The 18,131-nt window shown below is 72.7% G+C and carries 17 protein-coding genes; 12 read left to right on the forward strand and 5 right to left on the reverse strand.

The window, feature by feature from the left end; translation table 11 throughout:
- Nucleotides 1–47: 47 nt before the first annotated feature.
- From AC068Z_RS27000 to AC068Z_RS27010, 3 genes are all read right to left on the reverse strand, one after another.
- The gene (locus AC068Z_RS27000; protein ID WP_478560689.1) at nt 48–578 is read right to left on the reverse strand and encodes a hypothetical protein; all 531 of its coding nucleotides are present in this window, start codon (nt 576–578) and stop codon (nt 48–50) included.
- 168 nt (nt 579–746) lie between these two features.
- Nucleotides 747–1,652 carry an HtaA domain-containing protein gene (locus AC068Z_RS27005; protein WP_478560691.1) on the reverse strand — a complete coding sequence of 302 codons (906 nt, stop codon included), beginning with the start codon at nt 1,650–1,652 and terminating at the stop codon, nt 747–749.
- A 38-nt stretch (nt 1,653–1,690) separates the two neighbouring features.
- Nucleotides 1,691–2,326: a hypothetical protein gene (locus AC068Z_RS27010; RefSeq protein WP_478560694.1), complete on the reverse strand. Its 636-nt coding sequence runs from the start codon at nt 2,324–2,326 to the stop codon at nt 1,691–1,693.
- Nucleotides 2,327–2,560: 234 nt separating this feature from the next.
- On the opposite strand from AC068Z_RS27010, the gene AC068Z_RS27015 reads away from it, so the two are divergent.
- From AC068Z_RS27015 to AC068Z_RS27050, 8 genes are all read left to right on the forward strand, one after another.
- Nucleotides 2,561–3,580, forward strand: a complete 1,020-nt coding sequence (locus AC068Z_RS27015; protein ID WP_478560697.1) for a heme/hemin ABC transporter substrate-binding protein — start codon at nt 2,561–2,563, stop codon at nt 3,578–3,580.
- A 47-nt stretch (nt 3,581–3,627) separates the two neighbouring features.
- Entirely contained in the window at nt 3,628–4,461 is an 834-nt protein-coding gene (locus AC068Z_RS27020) for a M55 family metallopeptidase (protein WP_478560700.1), read from the forward strand.
- Nucleotides 4,454–5,758 (forward strand): M20/M25/M40 family metallo-hydrolase, encoded by a 1,305-nt coding sequence (locus tag AC068Z_RS27025; RefSeq protein WP_478560703.1) that lies wholly within the window; start codon nt 4,454–4,456, stop codon nt 5,756–5,758. Before AC068Z_RS27020 ends, AC068Z_RS27025 begins: the two co-directional genes overlap by 8 nt.
- 17 nt (nt 5,759–5,775) lie before the next feature.
- Nucleotides 5,776–7,722 (forward strand): dipeptidyl-peptidase 5, encoded by a 1,947-nt coding sequence (locus AC068Z_RS27030; protein WP_478560706.1) that lies wholly within the window; start codon nt 5,776–5,778, stop codon nt 7,720–7,722.
- Entirely contained in the window at nt 7,719–8,642 is a 924-nt protein-coding gene (locus tag AC068Z_RS27035) for a S66 peptidase family protein (RefSeq protein WP_478560709.1), read from the forward strand. The genes AC068Z_RS27030 and AC068Z_RS27035 overlap by 4 nt, the downstream gene beginning before the upstream one ends.
- 117 nt (nt 8,643–8,759) lie before the next feature.
- Complete coding sequence (locus AC068Z_RS27040) at nt 8,760–10,544, forward strand: CocE/NonD family hydrolase (RefSeq protein ID WP_478560712.1); 1,785 nt, start codon at nt 8,760–8,762, stop codon at nt 10,542–10,544.
- A 59-nt stretch (nt 10,545–10,603) separates the two neighbouring features.
- Nucleotides 10,604–10,858: a LapA family protein gene (locus AC068Z_RS27045; RefSeq protein WP_478560715.1), complete on the forward strand. Its 255-nt coding sequence runs from the start codon at nt 10,604–10,606 to the stop codon at nt 10,856–10,858.
- Nucleotides 10,859–10,877: 19 nt separating this feature from the next.
- The gene (locus AC068Z_RS27050) at nt 10,878–11,426 is read left to right on the forward strand and encodes a GNAT family N-acetyltransferase (protein WP_478560718.1); all 549 of its coding nucleotides are present in this window, start codon (nt 10,878–10,880) and stop codon (nt 11,424–11,426) included.
- A gap of 15 nt (nt 11,427–11,441) precedes the next feature.
- Here AC068Z_RS27050 and AC068Z_RS27055 read toward each other — a convergent pair whose 3' ends face one another.
- The gene (locus tag AC068Z_RS27055) at nt 11,442–11,801 is read right to left on the reverse strand and encodes a VOC family protein (RefSeq protein WP_478560721.1); all 360 of its coding nucleotides are present in this window, start codon (nt 11,799–11,801) and stop codon (nt 11,442–11,444) included.
- Nucleotides 11,802–11,901: 100 nt separating this feature from the next.
- Here AC068Z_RS27055 and AC068Z_RS27060 point away from each other — a divergent pair, with 100 nt between their 5' ends.
- Entirely contained in the window at nt 11,902–12,408 is a 507-nt protein-coding gene (locus tag AC068Z_RS27060) for a phage holin family protein (RefSeq protein ID WP_478560723.1), read from the forward strand.
- A gap of 262 nt (nt 12,409–12,670) precedes the next feature.
- On the opposite strand, the gene AC068Z_RS27065 is transcribed toward AC068Z_RS27060, so the two are convergent.
- Nucleotides 12,671–13,627 carry a TIGR03557 family F420-dependent LLM class oxidoreductase gene (locus AC068Z_RS27065; RefSeq protein WP_478560726.1) on the reverse strand — a complete coding sequence of 319 codons (957 nt, stop codon included), beginning with the start codon at nt 13,625–13,627 and terminating at the stop codon, nt 12,671–12,673.
- Nucleotides 13,628–13,794: 167 nt separating this feature from the next.
- Between AC068Z_RS27065 and AC068Z_RS27070 the strand changes: the two genes are divergently transcribed.
- Genes AC068Z_RS27070 through ligD form a run of 3 tightly spaced genes read left to right on the forward strand, consistent with a single transcriptional unit; the run spans nt 13,795 to nt 18,100 of the window.
- Nucleotides 13,795–15,318 (forward strand): NAD(P)/FAD-dependent oxidoreductase, encoded by a 1,524-nt coding sequence (locus AC068Z_RS27070; protein WP_478560729.1) that lies wholly within the window; start codon nt 13,795–13,797, stop codon nt 15,316–15,318.
- Nucleotides 15,315–17,168, forward strand: coding sequence for a transketolase (locus tag AC068Z_RS27075; protein WP_478560732.1), 1,854 nt, complete (start codon nt 15,315–15,317; stop codon nt 17,166–17,168). Before AC068Z_RS27070 ends, AC068Z_RS27075 begins: the two co-directional genes overlap by 4 nt.
- Complete coding sequence (gene ligD, locus AC068Z_RS27080; RefSeq protein WP_478560735.1) at nt 17,165–18,100, forward strand: non-homologous end-joining DNA ligase; 936 nt, start codon at nt 17,165–17,167, stop codon at nt 18,098–18,100. The genes AC068Z_RS27075 and ligD overlap by 4 nt, the downstream gene beginning before the upstream one ends.
- Nucleotides 18,101–18,131: the final 31 nt, after the last annotated feature.

Genomic DNA, 18,131 nt, shown 5'->3' on the forward strand with positions numbered 1-18,131 from the left:
GCCTGGGGCCGGGCCCTCGGGTGGGGAGGGCCCGGCCTGCCGGGTGCCTACTGGAAGGTGATGGGGACGTGCACGTCGTACTTGCGGTCGCTCGTGTCGAAGTGGTCGGCGCGCGTGACGATCGCGCAGTCGACGTCCTGGCCGCAGACGCTGCCGTCGTCGAGGGTGGCCTTGACGTAGATGTTCACGTCGAAGGAGCCGCCGGTGCCGAACTTGGAGCTGTTGGCGAAGAGCCCGCCGAAGGTGTTGTTGACCCAGTGCGAGGCGCCGGTGGAGCCGGACTCGTCCTGGCCGCCCAGGCAGGGAGTCGGCTTGGACGCGCCCTGGGTGCCCTCGACCACGCACAGGCCGACGTAGATGCCCTGGCCCGGGTTGAAGCCGGAGCCCTTCACGTTGATGACCTGGCCGCCCGCCGACGCCGTGTTCGGCGCGGTCACCGAGAGGTTGTACGTGGTGCTGCCGTCCACGATCGTGCGGGTCGAGGTGGCGGCGGAGGCCGAGGTCGCCAGGCCCAGGGTGAGGGCGGCGGAGGCGGCGACGGCGAGGCCCGCGCGGGCGGCGGTACGGACGAATCTCATCGGGAAACCCTCTCGGGAAGCGGGGACTTACTTAGGTAAGGCAAACCTAAGTATCTGTTCCGGCGGGTTGTCAAGATCAGCCGCATGGCTTCAAGTGCCCTGTGCGCAACGGCAGTTGGGCATGCCGAGGAAGCGGACCGGGCGGCCCGCTCCTCCAGGGACGACGCGCTACGGTTTCCGCACGTCGAAGTCCGCGGCGGCGCTGCGCTCGCCGGAGACGCTGTACAGCTCCACCGTGTGCTCGCCCTCGGCGGCGGTGGCGTACACCGGGAAGGTCCGGGAGACGCGGCCCTGTTCGTCGGCCGTCGCCTGGTAGCGGGTGTCCTGGTCGATCGCTACGAGGACCACCTCGCCGGGCTCGAACCCCTCGCCGGTCACGGTCTGAACGGCGCCCGGGGCGATGCCGGGGATCGTCAAAGCGGCGACAGGTGTGCTCACTTGGGGCTCCTCGGCCGACTCGGTCGGCTCCTGCGAGGGCGCCTGCGTGGCCGGCGGAGTGGCGGACGGGGTGGCGGACGGGGTGGGGTCCGGCGCCTCGGCGGCTCCCGTCCCCACGGTCACGTCGAACCGCCCCAGTCCCGCACCCGCCGTGAACTCCCGCCCGCTCCACCGCGACAGCAGGGCCGCGCCCGCGTCGGTGAGGGAGGTCTCCAGGCCGGTCCAGGTCACGCCGCCGGTCCGGACGGCGATGGTGCCCGGTTTCACCTCGGCCAGGGCGAGTTCGCGTGCCTCACCGTCCACGGCGGTACGGGTGAGCAGGGCCCCCGAGTCGCCGTCCAGCCGCAGCCGCAGTCCGGCCAGCGTGAGCGGCGGCACCGAGTCGGCGGGGGAGGCCAGTTGGGCCGTACCGCCCAACTCGACGTCCAGGTCACCGGTTTCGGGGTCGGTCGAGCCGCCCGTGGCCGGGAACCAGGCCGGGCGTCCTGATGCGCCGAGCGTCAGCTCGCCCGCGTCCAGTGTCCAGCCGGCGTAGCCGCCGGACACCTCCGTCTCCTGTGCCACCGCGGTGCCCTGGCCCAGCAGGGCGAGCAGCGCGCCGCCCGCCAGCAGGGCGGCGCCGGGTCTCTTCATCATCGTCAAGTCTCCTTGGGGATACGGGGAGGAAGGCGCCGTCAGTTCGCGCCCGTCCGGCGTCGGCGTGCCCAGAGCCACGTCCAGGCGCCGGCCCCGACGAGGGCGGCGGCGGTCAGCCCGACGGGCAGCGCGACCGAACCCGTGCTGGCCAGCGGGCCCTTCGGCTCCTCGGCGGATGAGCCGGTGCCGGTGCCGGAACCGGTGCCGGTGCCGCCGGTCGTGCTCGCCGAGGCGGAGGCGGAAGTCGTGGGCGTCGCCGAAGCGCTCGTACCGCCGGCGCTGCCGAAGGACACGGGAATCCGTACCGTCTGGCTCTGGTCCCCGCCCCGCGTGTGGTCGTTGCGGGTGATCACGGCACAGGTCACGCCCGACTTGGCGCAGTCGGTGTTGGCGTCCTTCGCCCGCACCTTGATGCGCACGCTGAACGAGCCCTTGTGGCCGCTGCCTTCGTACGGCTTCGCCAGCCCCTCGCCGTAGGACGGCGGGTCGGAGGAGACCCACACCGAGGCGCCGGACTCCCCGGACATGTCGACGCCGCCCACGCAGGGCGTCGGCGTCCTGCCCGCGCCGTTGTCCACGCAGAAGGCGACGTAGATGCCCTTCTCGGTGTTGTAGCCGGAGCCGGTGACGGTCACCGTCTCGCCCGCGGGGTCCAGGCCCGAGGACTTCGACACGGTCAGTTTCTGGCCCTCCGGACCCGTCGCCGAGCCTCCCGCGGCCGCCGCGGGACCGGTCAGCGGGAAAGCGACGACCGAGGCGGCGAGTACCGCCGTACAAGCAACTCGCCTGCCACGCAGGCCACTTGGTGATGCCACAGCACACCCCCACCACGAGTGAATAAGGTAAACCTAACCTAAGCTACTGATCAACTGTCAGCGCAACGGAGACTGGAGAGCCGTGCGATGAGAATGTCCGGAAGACTGGCCCCACTTGTGCTCGCCGCCGTCCTGCTGACGGGCGCGTGCGGCGGTTCGACCGGGTCCGGCGGTTCGGCGGACGCCTCGCCCGTCTCCGCGAGCGCGCGGGCCGCGGCGGCCGAGAAGCAGCTCGCGAAGAACACCCTCGTGCCGCTGGCGGGCGGACCGCCCACGCCCGCGCTGCCCGTCACCGTCGACTCCTCCGAAGGCCGGAAAGTGACCGTCGAGGACGCCTCCCGGATCCTGCCGCTCAACGGCGGTGTCGCGGAGATCGTGTTCACCCTCGGGCTCGGTGACCGGGTCGTCGGCCGGGACATCACCGCCACCTTCGCCGAGGCCGAGGACCTGCCGCAGGTCACCAAGGCGCACGACGTCAGCGCGGAGAGCGTGCTGTCGCTGCGGCCGACCGTCGTGCTGGCCGACACCGACACCGGCCCCAGCGAGGCCATCGACCAGATCCGCGACGCCGGGGTGCCCGTCGTCGTGCTGGATCCGGCCACGCGGCTCGCCGATGTCACCACCCGGACGACCCGGATCGCCGAGGCACTCGGCGTGCCAGCGGCCGGAAAGGCGCTGAACAAGCGCATGAGCGGGGAGCTCGCCGCCGCCCGGGCCGCCGTGCCGAAGGGCAGCAGGCCCAAGGTCGCCTTCCTCTACCTGCGCGGCAGCGCGGCCGTCTATCTGATCGGCGGCAAGGGCTCGGGCGCCGACTCCCTCGTCGAGGCCGCGGGCGCGGTCGACGCGGGCGAGGAGGCCGGGTTCGACAAGCCGTTCACGCCCATCACCAGCGAGGCCCTGGTCCGCGCCCAGCCCGATGTGATCCTCATGATGACCAAGGGACTGGAGTCCGTCGGCGGCGTCGAAGGACTGGTGAAGATCCCCGGAATCGCCGAGACCCCGGCCGGGATGGACCGCCGGGTGGTCGATCTGGAGGACGGCGTTCTGCTCGGCTACGGCCCGCGCACCCCGCTCGTCATCGACATCCTGGTGGACCGCCTGCACAAGAGCTGACGGCGCTTCCTGGCCGGGCCCGCCCGCGGCGCGTAACGTGACAGGGCATGAAGATCCTCATCAGCGCCGACATGGAGGGCGCCACCGGGGTGACCTGGCCGGCCGACGTGCTGCCCGGCACCCCGCAGTGGGAGCGCTGCCGCTCGATGTTCACCTCGGACGTCAACGCCGCCGTCCTCGGCTTCTTCGACGGCGGCGCCGACGAGGTCCTGATCAACGAGGCGCACTGGACCATGCGCAACCTCCTCCTCGAACGGCTCGACGAACGGGCCGAGATGCTCACCGGACGGCACAAGTCACTGTCCATGGTGGAGGGGGTGCAGCACGGCGACGTCGACGGCATCGCCTTCGTCGGCTACCACGCGGGCGCCGGCATGGAGGGCGTCCTCGCCCACACCTACCTCGCCAACTCCATTACCGGCGTGTGGGTGAACGACGTACGGGCGAGCGAGGGGCTGCTCAACGCCCACGTCGTCGCCGAGTACGGGGTCCCCGTCGTGCTGGTCACCGGCGACGACCTGGCCTGCGAGGACGCGCTCGGCTACGCCCCCGAGGCGCCCAAGGTCGCCGTGAAGGACCATGTCTCGCGGTACGCCGCCGTCTGCCGTACCCCGAACCGGACCTTCGCCGACATCCGGGCCGCCGCCAAGGAGGGCGCCTCCCTGGCGGTCCGTCACCAACCTGTCCAGGGCGGCCCGTTCACCGTCGCCGTGGAGTTCGACGCCGAGCATCTGTCGATGGCCGCGACCGTGGTACCCGGAGTGGAGCGGATCGGGGAGCGGAAAGTGGCGTACACCAGCGGGACCATGTATGAGGGGATCCGGACCTTCAAGGCGGTCACCACGATCGTCTCTGCGGCGGTGGAGGAGCAGTATGGCTGACCTGCAGGCACTGGACGAGGTCGTGACGTTCACGTCCGAGCTCATTCGCATCGACACCACCAACCGGGGCGGAGGGGACTGCCAGGAGCGGCCGGCCGCCGAGTACGCCGCCGCCCGGCTGGCCGAGGCGGGGCTGGAGCCCACCCTGCTGGAGCGCACCGAGGGCCGGACCAACGTGGTCGCGCGGATCGAGGGCAGCGACCCCGGCGCGGACGCGCTGCTGCTGCACGGTCATCTGGACGTGGTGCCCGCCGAGGCGCGGGACTGGAGCGTGCACCCCTTCTCCGGGGAGATCCGCGACGGCGTCGTGTGGGGGCGCGGGGCCGTCGACATGAAGAACATGGACGCGATGATCCTCGCCGTCGTCCGCTCCTGGGCCCGCGAGGGCGTGCGGCCCCGGCGGGACGTCGTCGTCGCCTTCACCGCCGACGAGGAGGCCAGCGCCGAGGACGGGTCCGGGTTCCTCGCCGACCGGCACCCCGAGCTGTTCGAGGGCTGCACCGAAGGGATCAGCGAGTCGGGGGCGTTCACCTTCCACGACGGCTCCGGGCGGGAGCTGTACCCGATCGCCGCCGGGGAGCGGGGCACCGGCTGGCTGAAGCTGACCGCGCGCGGGCGGGCCGGACACGGCTCCAAGGTCAACCGGGACAACGCGGTCACCCGGCTCGCCGCCGCCGTCGCCCGGATCGGCGAGCACGAATGGCCGCTCAGACTGACCCCGACCGTGGAGGCCGCGCTCACCGAACTGGCCGCCGTCTACGGCGTGGCACCCGACCTGGACGACGTGGACACGCTGCTGCGGAAGCTCGGACCGGCCGCCGACCTGGTCGACGCCACCGTCCGCAACAGCGCCAACCCGACCATGATGGACGCCGGTTACAAGGTCAACGTGATCCCCGGTGAGGCCGTCGCCTACGTCGACGGACGGTATCTGCCGGGCGGCGAGGAGGAGTTCCGCACCACCCTGGACCGGCTCACCGGCCCCGACGTGGACTGGGAGTTCCACCATCGTGAGGTGGCCCTGCAGGCGCCGGTGGACTCGCCGACGTTCGCCCGGATGCGCGCCGCCGTCCAGGAGTTCGCGCCCGAGGGGCACGTCGTGCCGTACTGCATGTCCGGCGGCACCGACGCCAAGCAGTTCTCGCGCCTCGGCATCACCGGGTACGGGTTCGCCCCGCTGAAGCTGCCGGAGGGCTTCGACTACCAGGCCCTCTTCCACGGCGTCGACGAACGCGTCCCCGTCGAGGCGCTGCACTTCGGCGTCCGTGTCCTGGACCGCTTCCTGCGGACGGCCTGAGCGAGTTGGGGGAGAACGTGCAGACGCTGCCGTACGGTTCCTGGCCCTCGCCCATCGACGCGGCCCTCGCCGCCGCGCACGACGGGCACCCCGAGTACGTGGGCTTCGTCGGGGACGAGGTGTGGTGGACCGAACCACGCCCCACCGAGGGCGGCCGCCGGACCCTGGTGCGCCGCCGTGCCGACGGCGCCCAGGAGTCGGTGCTGCCGTCGCCGTGGAACGTGCGCAGCCGGGTCATCGAGTACGGTGGCCGCCCGTGGGCCGGGGCCGTCGTGGCCGGCGAACCGCTCGTCGTCTTCGTCGACTTCGCCGACCAGCGGCTCTACCGGTACGCGCCCGGAGGCGACCCGAGCCCGCTCACTCCCGTCTCCGCGGTGGGCGGCGGACTGCGCTGGGCCGAGCCGCAGTTGCTGCTCGACCGCGATGAAGTGTGGTGCGTGCTGGAGGAGTTCACCGGGGACGGACCGACCGACGTGCGGCGCGTCCTGGCCGCCGTACCGCTGGACGGGTCGGCCGCGGAAGACCGGGACGCGATCCGGGAGCTCTCCGACGACACCCACCGGTTCGTCACCGGGCCGCGGCTCTCGCCCGACGGGCGGCGGGCCGCCTGGCTCGCCTGGGACCATCCGCGGATGCCGTGGGACGGGACCGAGCTGGTCGTCGCGGACGTGGGGGACGGGCTGTCCGGGGCGCGGACCGTGGTGGGCGGGCCGGAGGAGTCGATCGCGCAGGTGGACTGGGCGCCCGACGGGTCCCTGCTGTACGCGAGCGACCGCACCGGCTGGTGGAACCTGTACCGCGACGGCGTCCCCCTCTGCCCGCGCGAGGAGGAGTTCGGCGGTCCGCTGTGGAAGCTCGGCCACCGCTGGTTCGCCCCGCTGGAGAGCGGCCTGATCGCCGTCGTGCACGGCCGGGGCGCCAGCGCGCTCGGGATACTGGACCCCGAGACCGGCGAGGTCGTCGACGCGGCCGGACCGTGGACCGAGTTCGCGCCCACCCTCGCGGCGCACGGCGAGCGGGTGGTCGCGGTCGGGGCCAGCCCGCGCAGCGCCCACGAGTTGGTCGAGCTGGACACCCGGACCGGCCGGGCCCGGGTCGTCGGCGCCGAGCACGACGACCCCGTGGACCCCGCCTACTACCCCGAGCCGCAGATCCGCACCTTCACCGGACCCGCCGGACGCGAGATCCACGCGCACGTCTACCCGCCGCACAACCCCGGCTGCGTCGCCCCCGGCGGCCGGCCCGCGCCGTACGTCGTCTGGGCGCACGGCGGTCCGACCGGGCGCGCGCCCCTCGTCCTCGACCTGGAGATCGCCTACTTCACCTCACGCGGCATCGGCGTCGCCGAGGTCAACTACGGCGGCTCGACCGGATACGGCCGGGAGTACCGCGAGCGGCTGCGCGAGCAGTGGGGCCTGGTGGACGTCGAGGACTGCGCGGCGGTGGCGCTGGCCCTCGCCGACGAGGGCACCGCCGACCGCGAACGGCTCGCGGTGCGCGGCGGCAGCGCGGGCGGCTGGACCGCGGCGGCCTCGCTGGCCGCCACCGACGTCTACGCCTGCGGCACGATCATCTACCCCATCCTCGACCTCGCCGCCTGGGCCGACGGGGAGACCCACGACTTCGAGTCGCGGTACCTGGAGAGCCTGGTCGGGCCACGCGCCGAGGTGCCCGCACGGTACGCGGAGCGGTCGCCCACCGAGCACGCCGAACGGATCACCGCGCCGTTCCTGCTGCTCCAGGGACTGGACGACGTGATCTGCCCGCCCGCGCAGTGCGAACGGTTCCTGGAGCGGATGGCGGGGCGGCGGGTGCCGCACGCCTACATCGCCTTCGAGGGGGAGGGGCACGGCTTCCGGCGCGCGGAGACCATGGTCCGGGTCCTGGAGTCGGAGCTGTCCCTTTACGCTCAGGTGTTCGGCATCGACCCGCCCGGCATCCCCACCCTGGAGCTCACCAAGTGAAGCAACTCGTCCGCCCCGCCCGCCTCGCCCCCGGCGCCCGTGTCGCCGTCGTCGCGACCAGCGGGCCCGTGCCCGAGGAACGGCTCCAGGCCGGGCTCGACGTGCTGCGCGGCTGGGACCTCGACCCGGTCGTGGCACCCCATGTGCTGGACCGGCACCCCGGGTTCGGCTATCTCGCCGGGACGGACGCCGACCGGGCCGCCGACCTGCAGAACGCCTGGTGCGACCCGACCGTCGACGCCGTGCTCTGCGCCCGCGGCGGATACGGCGTCCAGCGGCTGGTCGGCCTGCTCGACTGGGAGGCCATGCGCGCCGCGGGCCCGAAGGTGTTCGTGGGCTTCAGCGATCTCACCGTGCTGCACGAGGCGTTCGCCGTCCGGCTCGGCCTCGCCACCCTGCACGGTCCGATGGCGGCGGGCATCGACTTCGTCAAGAGCCCGCGGGCCCAGGAGCATCTGAGGGCCACGCTGTTCGCCCCGGAGACGGTCCGCGAGATCGGCTCCGGCGGCCGGGCCATGGTGCCGGGACGGGCGCGCGGGGTCACCCTGGGCGGCTGTCTGTCCCTGCTCGCCGCCGAACTGGGCACCCCGGAGGCCCGGCCGTCCGCCCGGGGCGGGCTGCTGTGCCTGGAGGACGTGGGGGAGGAGACGTACCGCCTCGACCGCTATCTCACCCAACTCCTGCGCGCGGGCTGGCTCGACGGCGTACAGGGGGTGTTGCTCGGCTCGTGGGCCGAGTGCGACGCCTACGACCTGGTGCGCCCCCTGCTCCTCGACCGGCTCGGCGGGCTCGGGGTCCCGGTGGTGGAGGAGTTCGGGTTCGGCCACTGCCCGGACGCGCTGACGATCCCCTTCGGCCTGATGGCCGAACTGGAGGCGGAGACGGCGACCTTGACGCTGGACGAACCCGCGCTGCGCTGAACTCCGGTCAAGAAACACCCGTCACGGCGATTGACCAACTCTGACACGTGTCACACCATGACATCCGGCCGGTACTTACCGGTCGGTAAGTCGGGTTGTCCTCAGTGTGGAGGTCTCGTGTCCCGTCGTGTCCTCGGATCCTGCGTACCCCTCGCTCTCCTGCTCGGCGCCACGCTCACCCACCCCGCCACCGCGAACTCGCGGAACCCCGCCATCGCGACCTCGCCGAACCCCGCCACCGCGACCTCGCAATACACCGTCACCGCGCTGAAGTTCACCGTCCGGGCGGGCGACCGCACCTGCGCGGTCGACGCCGACCTGTACCGGCCCACCGGCGTGGACCGCGCTCCGGCCGTGCTCGCCACCAACGGGTTCGGCGGCAGCAAGAACGACGGCTCCACCGACGCCATCGGCAAGGCCTTCGCCCAGCGCGGCTATGTCGCGCTCGTCTACTCGGGGCTCGGCTTCGGCCGCTCGGGCTGTCTGATCTCCCTCGACGACCCGCGGATCGACGGGACGGCCGCCTCGCGGCTCATCGACTTCCTCGGCGGCAAGCTGTCCGCCGACGACGGGACCACCGCCGACTTCGTCACCCTCGACGCCCCGGGCGACCCGCGGGTCGGCATGATCGGCGGCTCCTACGGCGGCGCGATCCAGCTGGCGACGGCCTCCGCCGACCACCGCGTCGACGCCCTGGTGCCGATGATCACCTGGAACGACCTGGCCTACTCCCTCGACCCGAACAGCGCGTCCGACAAGGTCCCCGGCGCCTTCAAATGGCAGTGGACCAACGGCTTCTACCTCATCGGCGAGAGCCAGCCGCTGACCCTGCCGAACCTGGACCCGTCCCGGATCAACTCCCTGACCTGCCTGCACTTCGTCACCCAGGCCTGCGAGACGATCCGCACCCTCAACTCCGGCAGCTACCCGCCGGACCGCACCGCCGAGCTGCTCTCCTACGCCCGCAGCGTCTCGCCGGTCTCCTATCTCAGCCGGGTCGAGGCGCCGACCCTCCTGGTCCAGGGCAAGTCCGACAGCCTGTTCAACCTCAACGAGGCGACGGCGACGTACAAGGCGCTGAAGGCGCAGGGCACCACCACCAAGATGATCTGGCAGAACTGGGGCCACAGCGGCGGCCTCACCGCCGGTGAACTGAACCTGGGCCAGGGCAACCTGGAGACCAGTTACGTCGGCCGGCGGATCCTCGCCTGGTTCGACCGCTACCTGGGCGGGAAGCACGTCGACACCGGCCCCGAGTTCGCCTACCACCGCGACTGGATCACCGACCCGAACGGCACCTACGCCACCGCCGACCGCCTTCCCGGGCTGAGCCGCAAGCTCTACCTCTCCGGCGACGGCAAGCTCGTCGACAACCGCTCCAAGGTGGCGCGCGGCAGCCGTACGTACACCAACTGGCTGATCCCGACGAGCCATTCGGAGAGCTCGCTGGCCGGGATCATCGGGCTGCCGGACCCGGCGCCGTACGACACCGAGGGCACGTATCTCGCCTGGACCAGCGAGCCGCTCACCCGCGCCACCGACGTCGTCGGCGCGCCCCGCGCCACGCTGAAGGTCGTCTCGCCGAAGGCGGAGCGGACGCAGGGGTCCGGGAACGCCGCCGACAGGCTCGTCCTGTTCGCCAAGCTCTACGACGTGGCCCCCGACGGCACCCGGACGCTGGTGCGGCGACTGGTCGCGCCGGTGCGGGTGCCCGACGTGACGAAGCCCTTCACCGTGACCCTGCCCGGGATCGTGCACCGGTACGAGCAGGGGCACCGGCTGCGCTTCGTGGTCGCGGCGAGTGACGACGCCTATCTCGGCAACCGGGGAATCAAGCCGGTCACCGTGGTCAGCGCGCCCGGGGACACCGGGGTGCTGCGGCTGCCGGTCGTCGGCGGCTGACCCACCCGCGCGTCGCCCCTCACCGTGCGTGAGCGGGGCTTCGGGCGCACCCTGGTGGTATGAGTCCGAAGACCTCCGAGAGCGGCGGCGGCAAGGTCGGTGGGAAGGGCGGCCGGAACCCGGCGTTCACGCCCGCGCGGATCGCCGTGCTGACGCTGGCCGTCCTTGCCCTGATCTTCATCTTCGAGAACACCCAGGAGACGGAGATCCGCCTGATCATCCCCGAAGTCACGATGCCGCTGTGGACCGCGCTGCTGGCCACCGGCCTGATCGGGGCGCTGTGCGGGGCGTATTTCATGAACCGGCGCAAGTAGTCCGCCGTAGGCTTGCCGGATGCCGCACACCGCATCCCGGTATCTCGCCGAAGGCCCGCGCGTGGGAATACGGCCGTTCGGCCACGACGACGCCGCCGAGTTCACCGCGCGCGCCCGGGAGAGCAAGGACCTGCACCAGCCCTGGCTCTTCCCGCCCGACACCGCCGCCGACTACGCCGTCTACGCGGGCCGGCTGATCGAGGACCCGACCAAGGCCGGCTTCCTGGTGTGCGAGAAGGGCGACGGCGGCTCGCTCGCCGGGTTCGTCAACATCAACAACATCGTCCGGGGCGCCTTCCAGAGCGGCGCCCTCGGCTACGGCGCCTTCGCGCACTCCGCCGGGCGGGGTCTGATGCGGGAGGCGCTGGACCTCGTGGTGGGGCACGCCTTCGGGGCGCTGCGGCTGCACCGGCTGGAGATCAACGTGCAGCCCGGCAACACCGCCTCCATCGCCCTGGCCACCGCCTGCGGTTTCCGCTACGAGGGCTTCTCCCCGGGCATGCTCTTCATCGACGGCGCCTGGCGCGACCACGAACGCTGGGCGCTCACCGCCGAGATGAGGGCGTAGACCCGAAGCCCATCTCTACAGCGCGGTCTGGGACTGACGGTCCACGTACTCGTAGACCGCGCCGTCCGGATGCATCGCGATCAGGTTGCGGCCCGCCGGGGTCGCCAGCGGGCCCGCGATCACCTGGGCGCCCAGCTCGACGAGCACGTCCCGGGTCTCCTCGACGTCCTTCACGGCGATCGTCGCGGCGACCTTGCGCAGCACCTCCAGCTCCGCCTCCGGGCCGCTCATCAGCAGAAAGCAGCCGACCGCCGCCACCTGCACCCCGCCCCGCTCGAAGCGCAGGGCGCGGCCGCCCGCCAGGCGCTCGTAGAAGGGGACCGCGGCCTCCAGGTCCTCGACGCAGACACGCAGCGTGGCTCCCAGAATCTCCATGAGGACGAGCCTAGTTGGGGCGCGGCGGGCGCGGAGATCGTTTCGCGTGATCTCCACAGGGCCCGCGTTACGCGGGGGCGGGCGCGGGTACCCGCCCGCCATGGACCGGTTCGATCATCTTGAGCATCTGGACAAACATCTGGTCGACGAGCTGGCGCAGGTGGCGCGCGAGACGATACGCGACGAACTGCGCGAGCAGACCCGGAGGCAGCGCCGTACGGCGATGCTGTACGCCGCCTCCGGCACCGTGGCCCTGTACGCGGGCGCGGCGGTCGCGCTCGCCGTGGGCCTCGCGCTGGGCCTCGCCCTGCCCGACTGGGCCGCCGCGCTGATCACCGCGGCCATCCTCGGCGTCGTGGCCTACCTGCTGCGCGGCGCCGCGAAGCCGCACGCCGACCGGCCGCACCCCTCCGAGCCGGCCCCGCCCGGACGCGTCGTCGGCGGCACCCCGCCGCCCGCCCCGCCGAGCGGCATGGGCCTGCCGTACCCGCCGATGCCGACCGGCGCCCCCGCGCCGCCCGCCGCCGCGCCCGGCGCGCCCGCGGAGCCGGAGAGCCCGCCGGCGCATCCCGGCGTCGACCCCGAGCAGCCGCACCACCGCGCGTGACACGGCGCGGCCTCGTGGGACCTCAGCCCGCCGAGGCCGCGCGGCGAAGGCCGCCGCCGTCACCGGCCCCGGTGACGGCGGCGGCCTTCGCCGCGCGAAGCGACCGGGTTGCACTGCCGGACCAGCTCCGCCGAGTGACCGAAGTGACCTATCCGGGCCGTGTGTTCGGAACCCGGGGCGCGTCGGCTGATCCGTTGCAGCGGGCGTCGGTCCTGAGGCGGTTGACCGCACCCGCCACCCGGACCCGGGCCGGGGCCCTGCGTCACCGGTTCAGCTGCGGCAGCACCTTCGTGCGGTAGAAGTCGAAGAAGCCGCGCTGGTCGGGGCCGATCTGATTGACGTAGACCCGGTCGAAGCCCGCGTCCGCGAAGGCGGTCAGCGCCGCCACATGCTCCTCGACGTCGTCCCCGCACACCGCGTTCTCGCTCACCGTCTGCTCGGTGACCAGCGGCTCCAACTGCTCGAAGTGTTTCGGCGAGGGCAGGATCTGGCCCATCTCGCCGGGCAGGAACTGGTTGGACCACAGCCGCCGGACCGTGCGTACGGCCTCGTCGCGGTCGGTGCCGTAGCAGACCTTCGTCCCGCCGCTGACGAGCTTCGCGCCCCCGCCGCCCTTGCGGAACTGGGCCACCATGTCCTCGTCCGGCGTCATCGTGATGTAGCCGTCGCCCACCCGGGCCGCCAGGGCCGTCGCCGCCGGGCCGAAGCCGGAGACGTCGATCGGCACGGGCTCCTCGGGGATCGTGTACAGGCGGGCGTTCTCCACCTGGTAGTGGGTGCCGTAGTGGCTGACCTCCTCGCCGGAGAACAGCCGTCGCATCACCTGGATCGCCTCCTCCAGCATCTCCAGGCGCACCCGCGCGGGCGGCCACACATGGCCGAGGATGTGCTCGTTGAGGGCCTCGCCGGTGCCGACGCCGAGCCGGAAGCGGCCCTCCGTCATCACCGCGGCGGTCGCCGCGGCCTGGGCGGTCACCGCCGGGTGGATGCGTACGGTCGGGCAGGTCACGGCCGTCTCGACCGGCAGCGACACCGCCTCCGAGAGCGCGCCGATCACCGACCACACGAACGGGCTCTCGCCCTGCGCGTCGTTCCACGGATGGTAGTGGTCCGAGATCCACAGCGACTGGAATCCGGCCTGCTCCGCCATCCTCGCCTGCTCGACGAGATCGGCCGGCCGGAACTCCTCGCACGACAGGAAGTAGCCGTACTCGGGCATAGGGGGACTCCTCCGGGACTGCCGCGCCGGGGCGGCGGGACGGGTCGCCCTCCCGGGTACCCGGGGGCGGAGCCGGAAACCGGGCCGTGCGCCGTGACGTTTGGCGGCCCTGACCAGGGTTACGCGGAAGGCTCCCGAGAGTCGCGACAGCTCCGGAGGACCACATCGTGAGCCGACCCCGCATCGTGATCGTCGGCGCCGGATTCGCCGGGTACCGGACGGCCCGCGTCCTGTCCCGGCTCACCCGGCACCGAGCCCGGATCACCCTGCTGAACCCGACCGACTACTTTCTGTATCTGCCCCTGCTGCCCCAGGTCGCCGCCGGGATCCTGGAGCCGCGCCGGGTGACCGTCTCGCTCTCCGGCACCCTGCCCCACGTACGGCTGGTGCTCGGCGAGGCGGACGCGATCGACCTCGACGGGCACACCGTGCACTACAGCGGCCCCGAGGGCGAGCCCGGCACCCTGGAGTTCGACCGGCTGGTGCTGGCCGCCGGAAGCGTCAACAAGCTGCTGCCCATCCCGGGCGTCGCCGAGCACGCGCACGGCTTCCGCGGCCTGCCCGAGGCGCTGTACCTGCGGGACCACGTGACCCGGCAGGTGGAGCTGGCGGCCGCCGCCGACGACCCCAAGAGCTGCTCGGCCCGCTGTACGTTCGTCGTGGTCGGCGCCGGTTACACCGGCACGGAGGTCGCGGCCCAGGGGCAGCTCTTCACCGACTCCCAGGTGCGCAGGCACCCGATGCGGACCGGGATGCGGCCCCGCTGGCTGCTGCTCGACATCGCCGACCGGGTCCTGCCGGAGCTGGACGAGCGGCTCTCCCGCACCGCAGACAAGGTGCTGCGCGAGCGGGGCGTCGAGGTACGGATGGGAACCTCCGTGAAGGAGGCCACGCACGGCGGCGTGCTGCTCACCGACGGCGAGTTCATCGACACCCGCACCCTCGTCTGGTGCGTCGGGGTACGGCCCGATCCGCTCGCGGAGTCGCTGGAGCTGCCCATGGAACGCGGCCGGCTGCTGGTCGACCCGCACCTGCGGGTGCCGGGCCGCCCCGAGCTGTTCGCCTGCGGGGACGCGGCCGCCGTACCGGATCTGGAGAACCCCGGCGCGTACACGCCGATGACGGCGCAGCACGCCTGGCGGCAGGGCAAGATCGCCGCCCGCAACGTGGCCGCCTCGCTCGGGATCGGGGAGCCCCGCGCCTACCGCCACCGCGACCTGGGCTTCGCCGTCGACCTCGGTGGGGTCAAGGCCGCCGCCAACCCGCTAGGTCTGCCCCTGTCCGGGGTCGCCGCCGGCGCGGTCACCCGCGGCTACCACCTCGCGGCGATGCCCGGCAATCGGGTCCGCGTCGCGGCCGACTGGCTCCTGGACGCCGTACTCCCGCGCCAGGCCGTCCAGTTGGGCCTCGTGCGGTCCTGGTCGGTGCCGTTGGACACGGCCTCGCCGGAGCTGGTGCGGGCGCCGGGGCAACCGGAGAAACACGCGCAACCGGAGAAACACGCGGAGGAACCGATGCGCGAGCCAGCGAAGAACCGGCCCGGCGGTGCGCCGGCCAGGAACCAGCCCGGCGGGGAACCGGCGAAGGACCAGCACGGTCGTGCGCACACCGAGCCGCCGGGGCCCGTGCGGAGTGAGGACATCCCGTCCGAGACACGACCCGACGGCCGGCCCGCGGAAGGAGACTCATGAACACCGATGAACTCGTCGAGATGGGACAGCAGCTGCGGGTGGACAGCGTGCGCGCCTCGGACGCCGCCGGGTCCGGGCATCCGACCTCGTCCATGTCCGCGGCCGATCTGATGGCCGTACTCCTGGCCCATCACTTCCGCTACGACTTCGACCGCCCCGCCCACCCCGGCAACGACCGCTTCGTGCTGTCCAAGGGACACGCCACGCCCCTGCTGTACTCCGCGTTCAAGGCGGCCGGGGTCGTCGAGGACGCCGAACTGCTCACCTTCCGCAAGCTCGGCAGCGCCCTCGAAGGGCACCCCACACCCCGCCGGATCCCCTGGGTGGAGACGGCCACCGGATCGCTCGGGCAGGGACTGCCGGTCGGCGTCGGCATCGCCCTCGCGGGCAAGCGGCTCGACCGTACCGATTACCGGGTGTGGGTGCTGTGCGGGGACAGCGAGCTGGCCGAGGGCTCCGTGTGGGAGGCCGCCGAGCACGCGGCGTACGAGCATCTGGACAACCTGATCGCCATCGTCGACGTCAACCGGCTCGGCCAGCGCGGCCCGACCCGGCACGGCCACGACCTGGACGCCTACGCCCGCCGCTTCCAGGCCTTCGGCTGGCACACCGTGGAGGTCGACGGACACGACGTCGACGCCATCGACCGCGCCTACGGCGAGGCCAGGTCCACCACCGGGCAGCCCACCGCGATTCTCGCCCGCACCCTCAAGGGCAAGGGCGTGGCGGCCGTACAGGACCGCGAAGGGCTGCACGGCAAGCCGCTGAAGGACGCCGAGCAGGCCGTCGCCGAACTCGGCGGGCGGCGCGACGGCCGGATCCGGGTGCGCGAACCGCATGCCGCCCGCATCCTGCACGCCGTACGCACGGGCGACTTCGAGCTGCCCAGGTTCGAGATGAGCGACTCCGAGAAGGTCGCCACCCGGGACGCCTACGGCAAGGCCCTCGCCGCGCTCGGCTCCGGCCGCGGCGATGTCGTCGCCCTGGACGGCGAGGTCGGCGACTCCACCCGCGCGGAGCTGTTCGCCAAGGAACACCCCGACCGGTACTTCGAGTGCTACATCGCCGAGCAGCAGATGGTCGCCACCGCCGTCGGGCTGGCCTCCCGCGGCTGGGTGCCCTACGCCGCCACCTTCGCCGCCTTCCTCACACGCGCCCACGACTTCATCCGCATGGCGTCCGTCAGTGGCGCCGGGATCAACCTCGTCGGCTCGCACGCGGGTGTCGCCATCGGCCAGGACGGGCCCTCGCAGATGGGTCTCGAGGACCTGGCGATGATGCGGGCGGTCCACGGCTCGACCGTGCTGTACCCGTGCGACGCCAACCAGACCGCCCGGCTCGTCGCCACCATGGCGGGCCTGGACGGCATCCGCTACCTGCGCACCTCGCGCGGCGCGAGCCCGGTGATCTACGGTCCCGACGAGGAGTTCCCGGTCGGCGGCAGCAAGGTGCTGCGCTCCTCCGCGGCGGACCGGATGACGTTCGTCGCAGCGGGCGTCACCGTGCACGAGGCCCTGGCCGCCGCCGAGGCCCTGGACCGCGAGGGCATCCCGGTCCGGGTGATCGACCTGTACTCGGTCAAGCCCGTCGACCGGATCGTCCTGCGCCGGGCCGCCGAGGAGACGGGCTGTCTGATCACGGTGGAGGACCACCGCGAGGAGGGCGGCCTCGGCGACGCCGTCCTGGACGCGTTCCTCGACGGGCGCCCGGTGCCACGCCTGGTCCGCCTGGCGGTCCGTACGATGCCCGGCTCGGCCTCCCCCGACGAGCAGCTGCACGCCGCGGGCATCGACGCCGAGTCGATCGCGGCGGCCGGCCGGCTGCTGGTGGCCGAGGCGATCGTGCCGTGAGCGACGAGGACGTCCGCCGGGTGCGGGCCGGGCGGCGCACGGTCGAGGTGCGGCGCCCGGAGAAGGTGCTCTTTCCCGGGGGCGGCGGCACGAAGGAGTACACCAAGGGCGATCTGGTCGACTACTACCGGTCCGTCGCCCCCTTCATGCTGCCGCACCTGCGCGGCCGCCCGCTGATGCTGGAGCGGCACCCCGACGGGCTCGACGGACCCCGATTCATGCAGAAGAACACCCCCGACACCTTCCCCGACTGGGTCACCCGCGTCGAGGTGCCCAAGGAGGACGGCACCGTCCGCCACACCGTCTGCGAGGACACCGCCACCCTCGTCCTCCTCGCCGACCAGGCCTGCGTCACCCTGCACCGCTGGCTCTCCCGCGTCGGACGCCTCGACCGGCCCGACCGGATGGTGTTCGACCTCGACCCGGCCGGCGACGACTTCGGACAAGTACGGGAGGCGGCCTGGCTGCTGGGCGAGCTGCTGGACGAACTGAGCCTGCCCTCCGCCCTCATGACGACCGGCTCGCGCGGACTGCATGTGATCGTCCCGCTGAACGGCCACCACGACTTCGACGAGGTACGGCAGTTCGCCCACGACGCCGCCGAGCTGCTCGCCGCCGCCCACCCCGGCAAGCTCACCACCGCCGCCCGCAAGAAGGACCGCGGCGACCGTCTCTACCTCGACGTCCAGCGCAACGGCTACGCGCAGACCGCGGTGGTGCCCTTCGCCGTCCGCGCCCTGCCCGGCGCCCCCGTCGCGGTCCCCGTCGACTGGACCGCGCTGGACGATCCGGGCCTGGACGCCCGGCGCTGGTCAGTGGCCGACGCCGTGGAGCAGGCCCGCACCAACCCCTGGGCCGACGTGTTCCGGCGGGGCCGGGCTCTCGGTCCCGCCCGGCGCAAACTCAACGCACTCCGTGGTGAGGGCACGTAATCCCGAGGGGTTTGGCCAGCGCTTCTCGGGC

This window comes from Streptomyces sp. NPDC043726 (genome assembly GCF_056436565.1).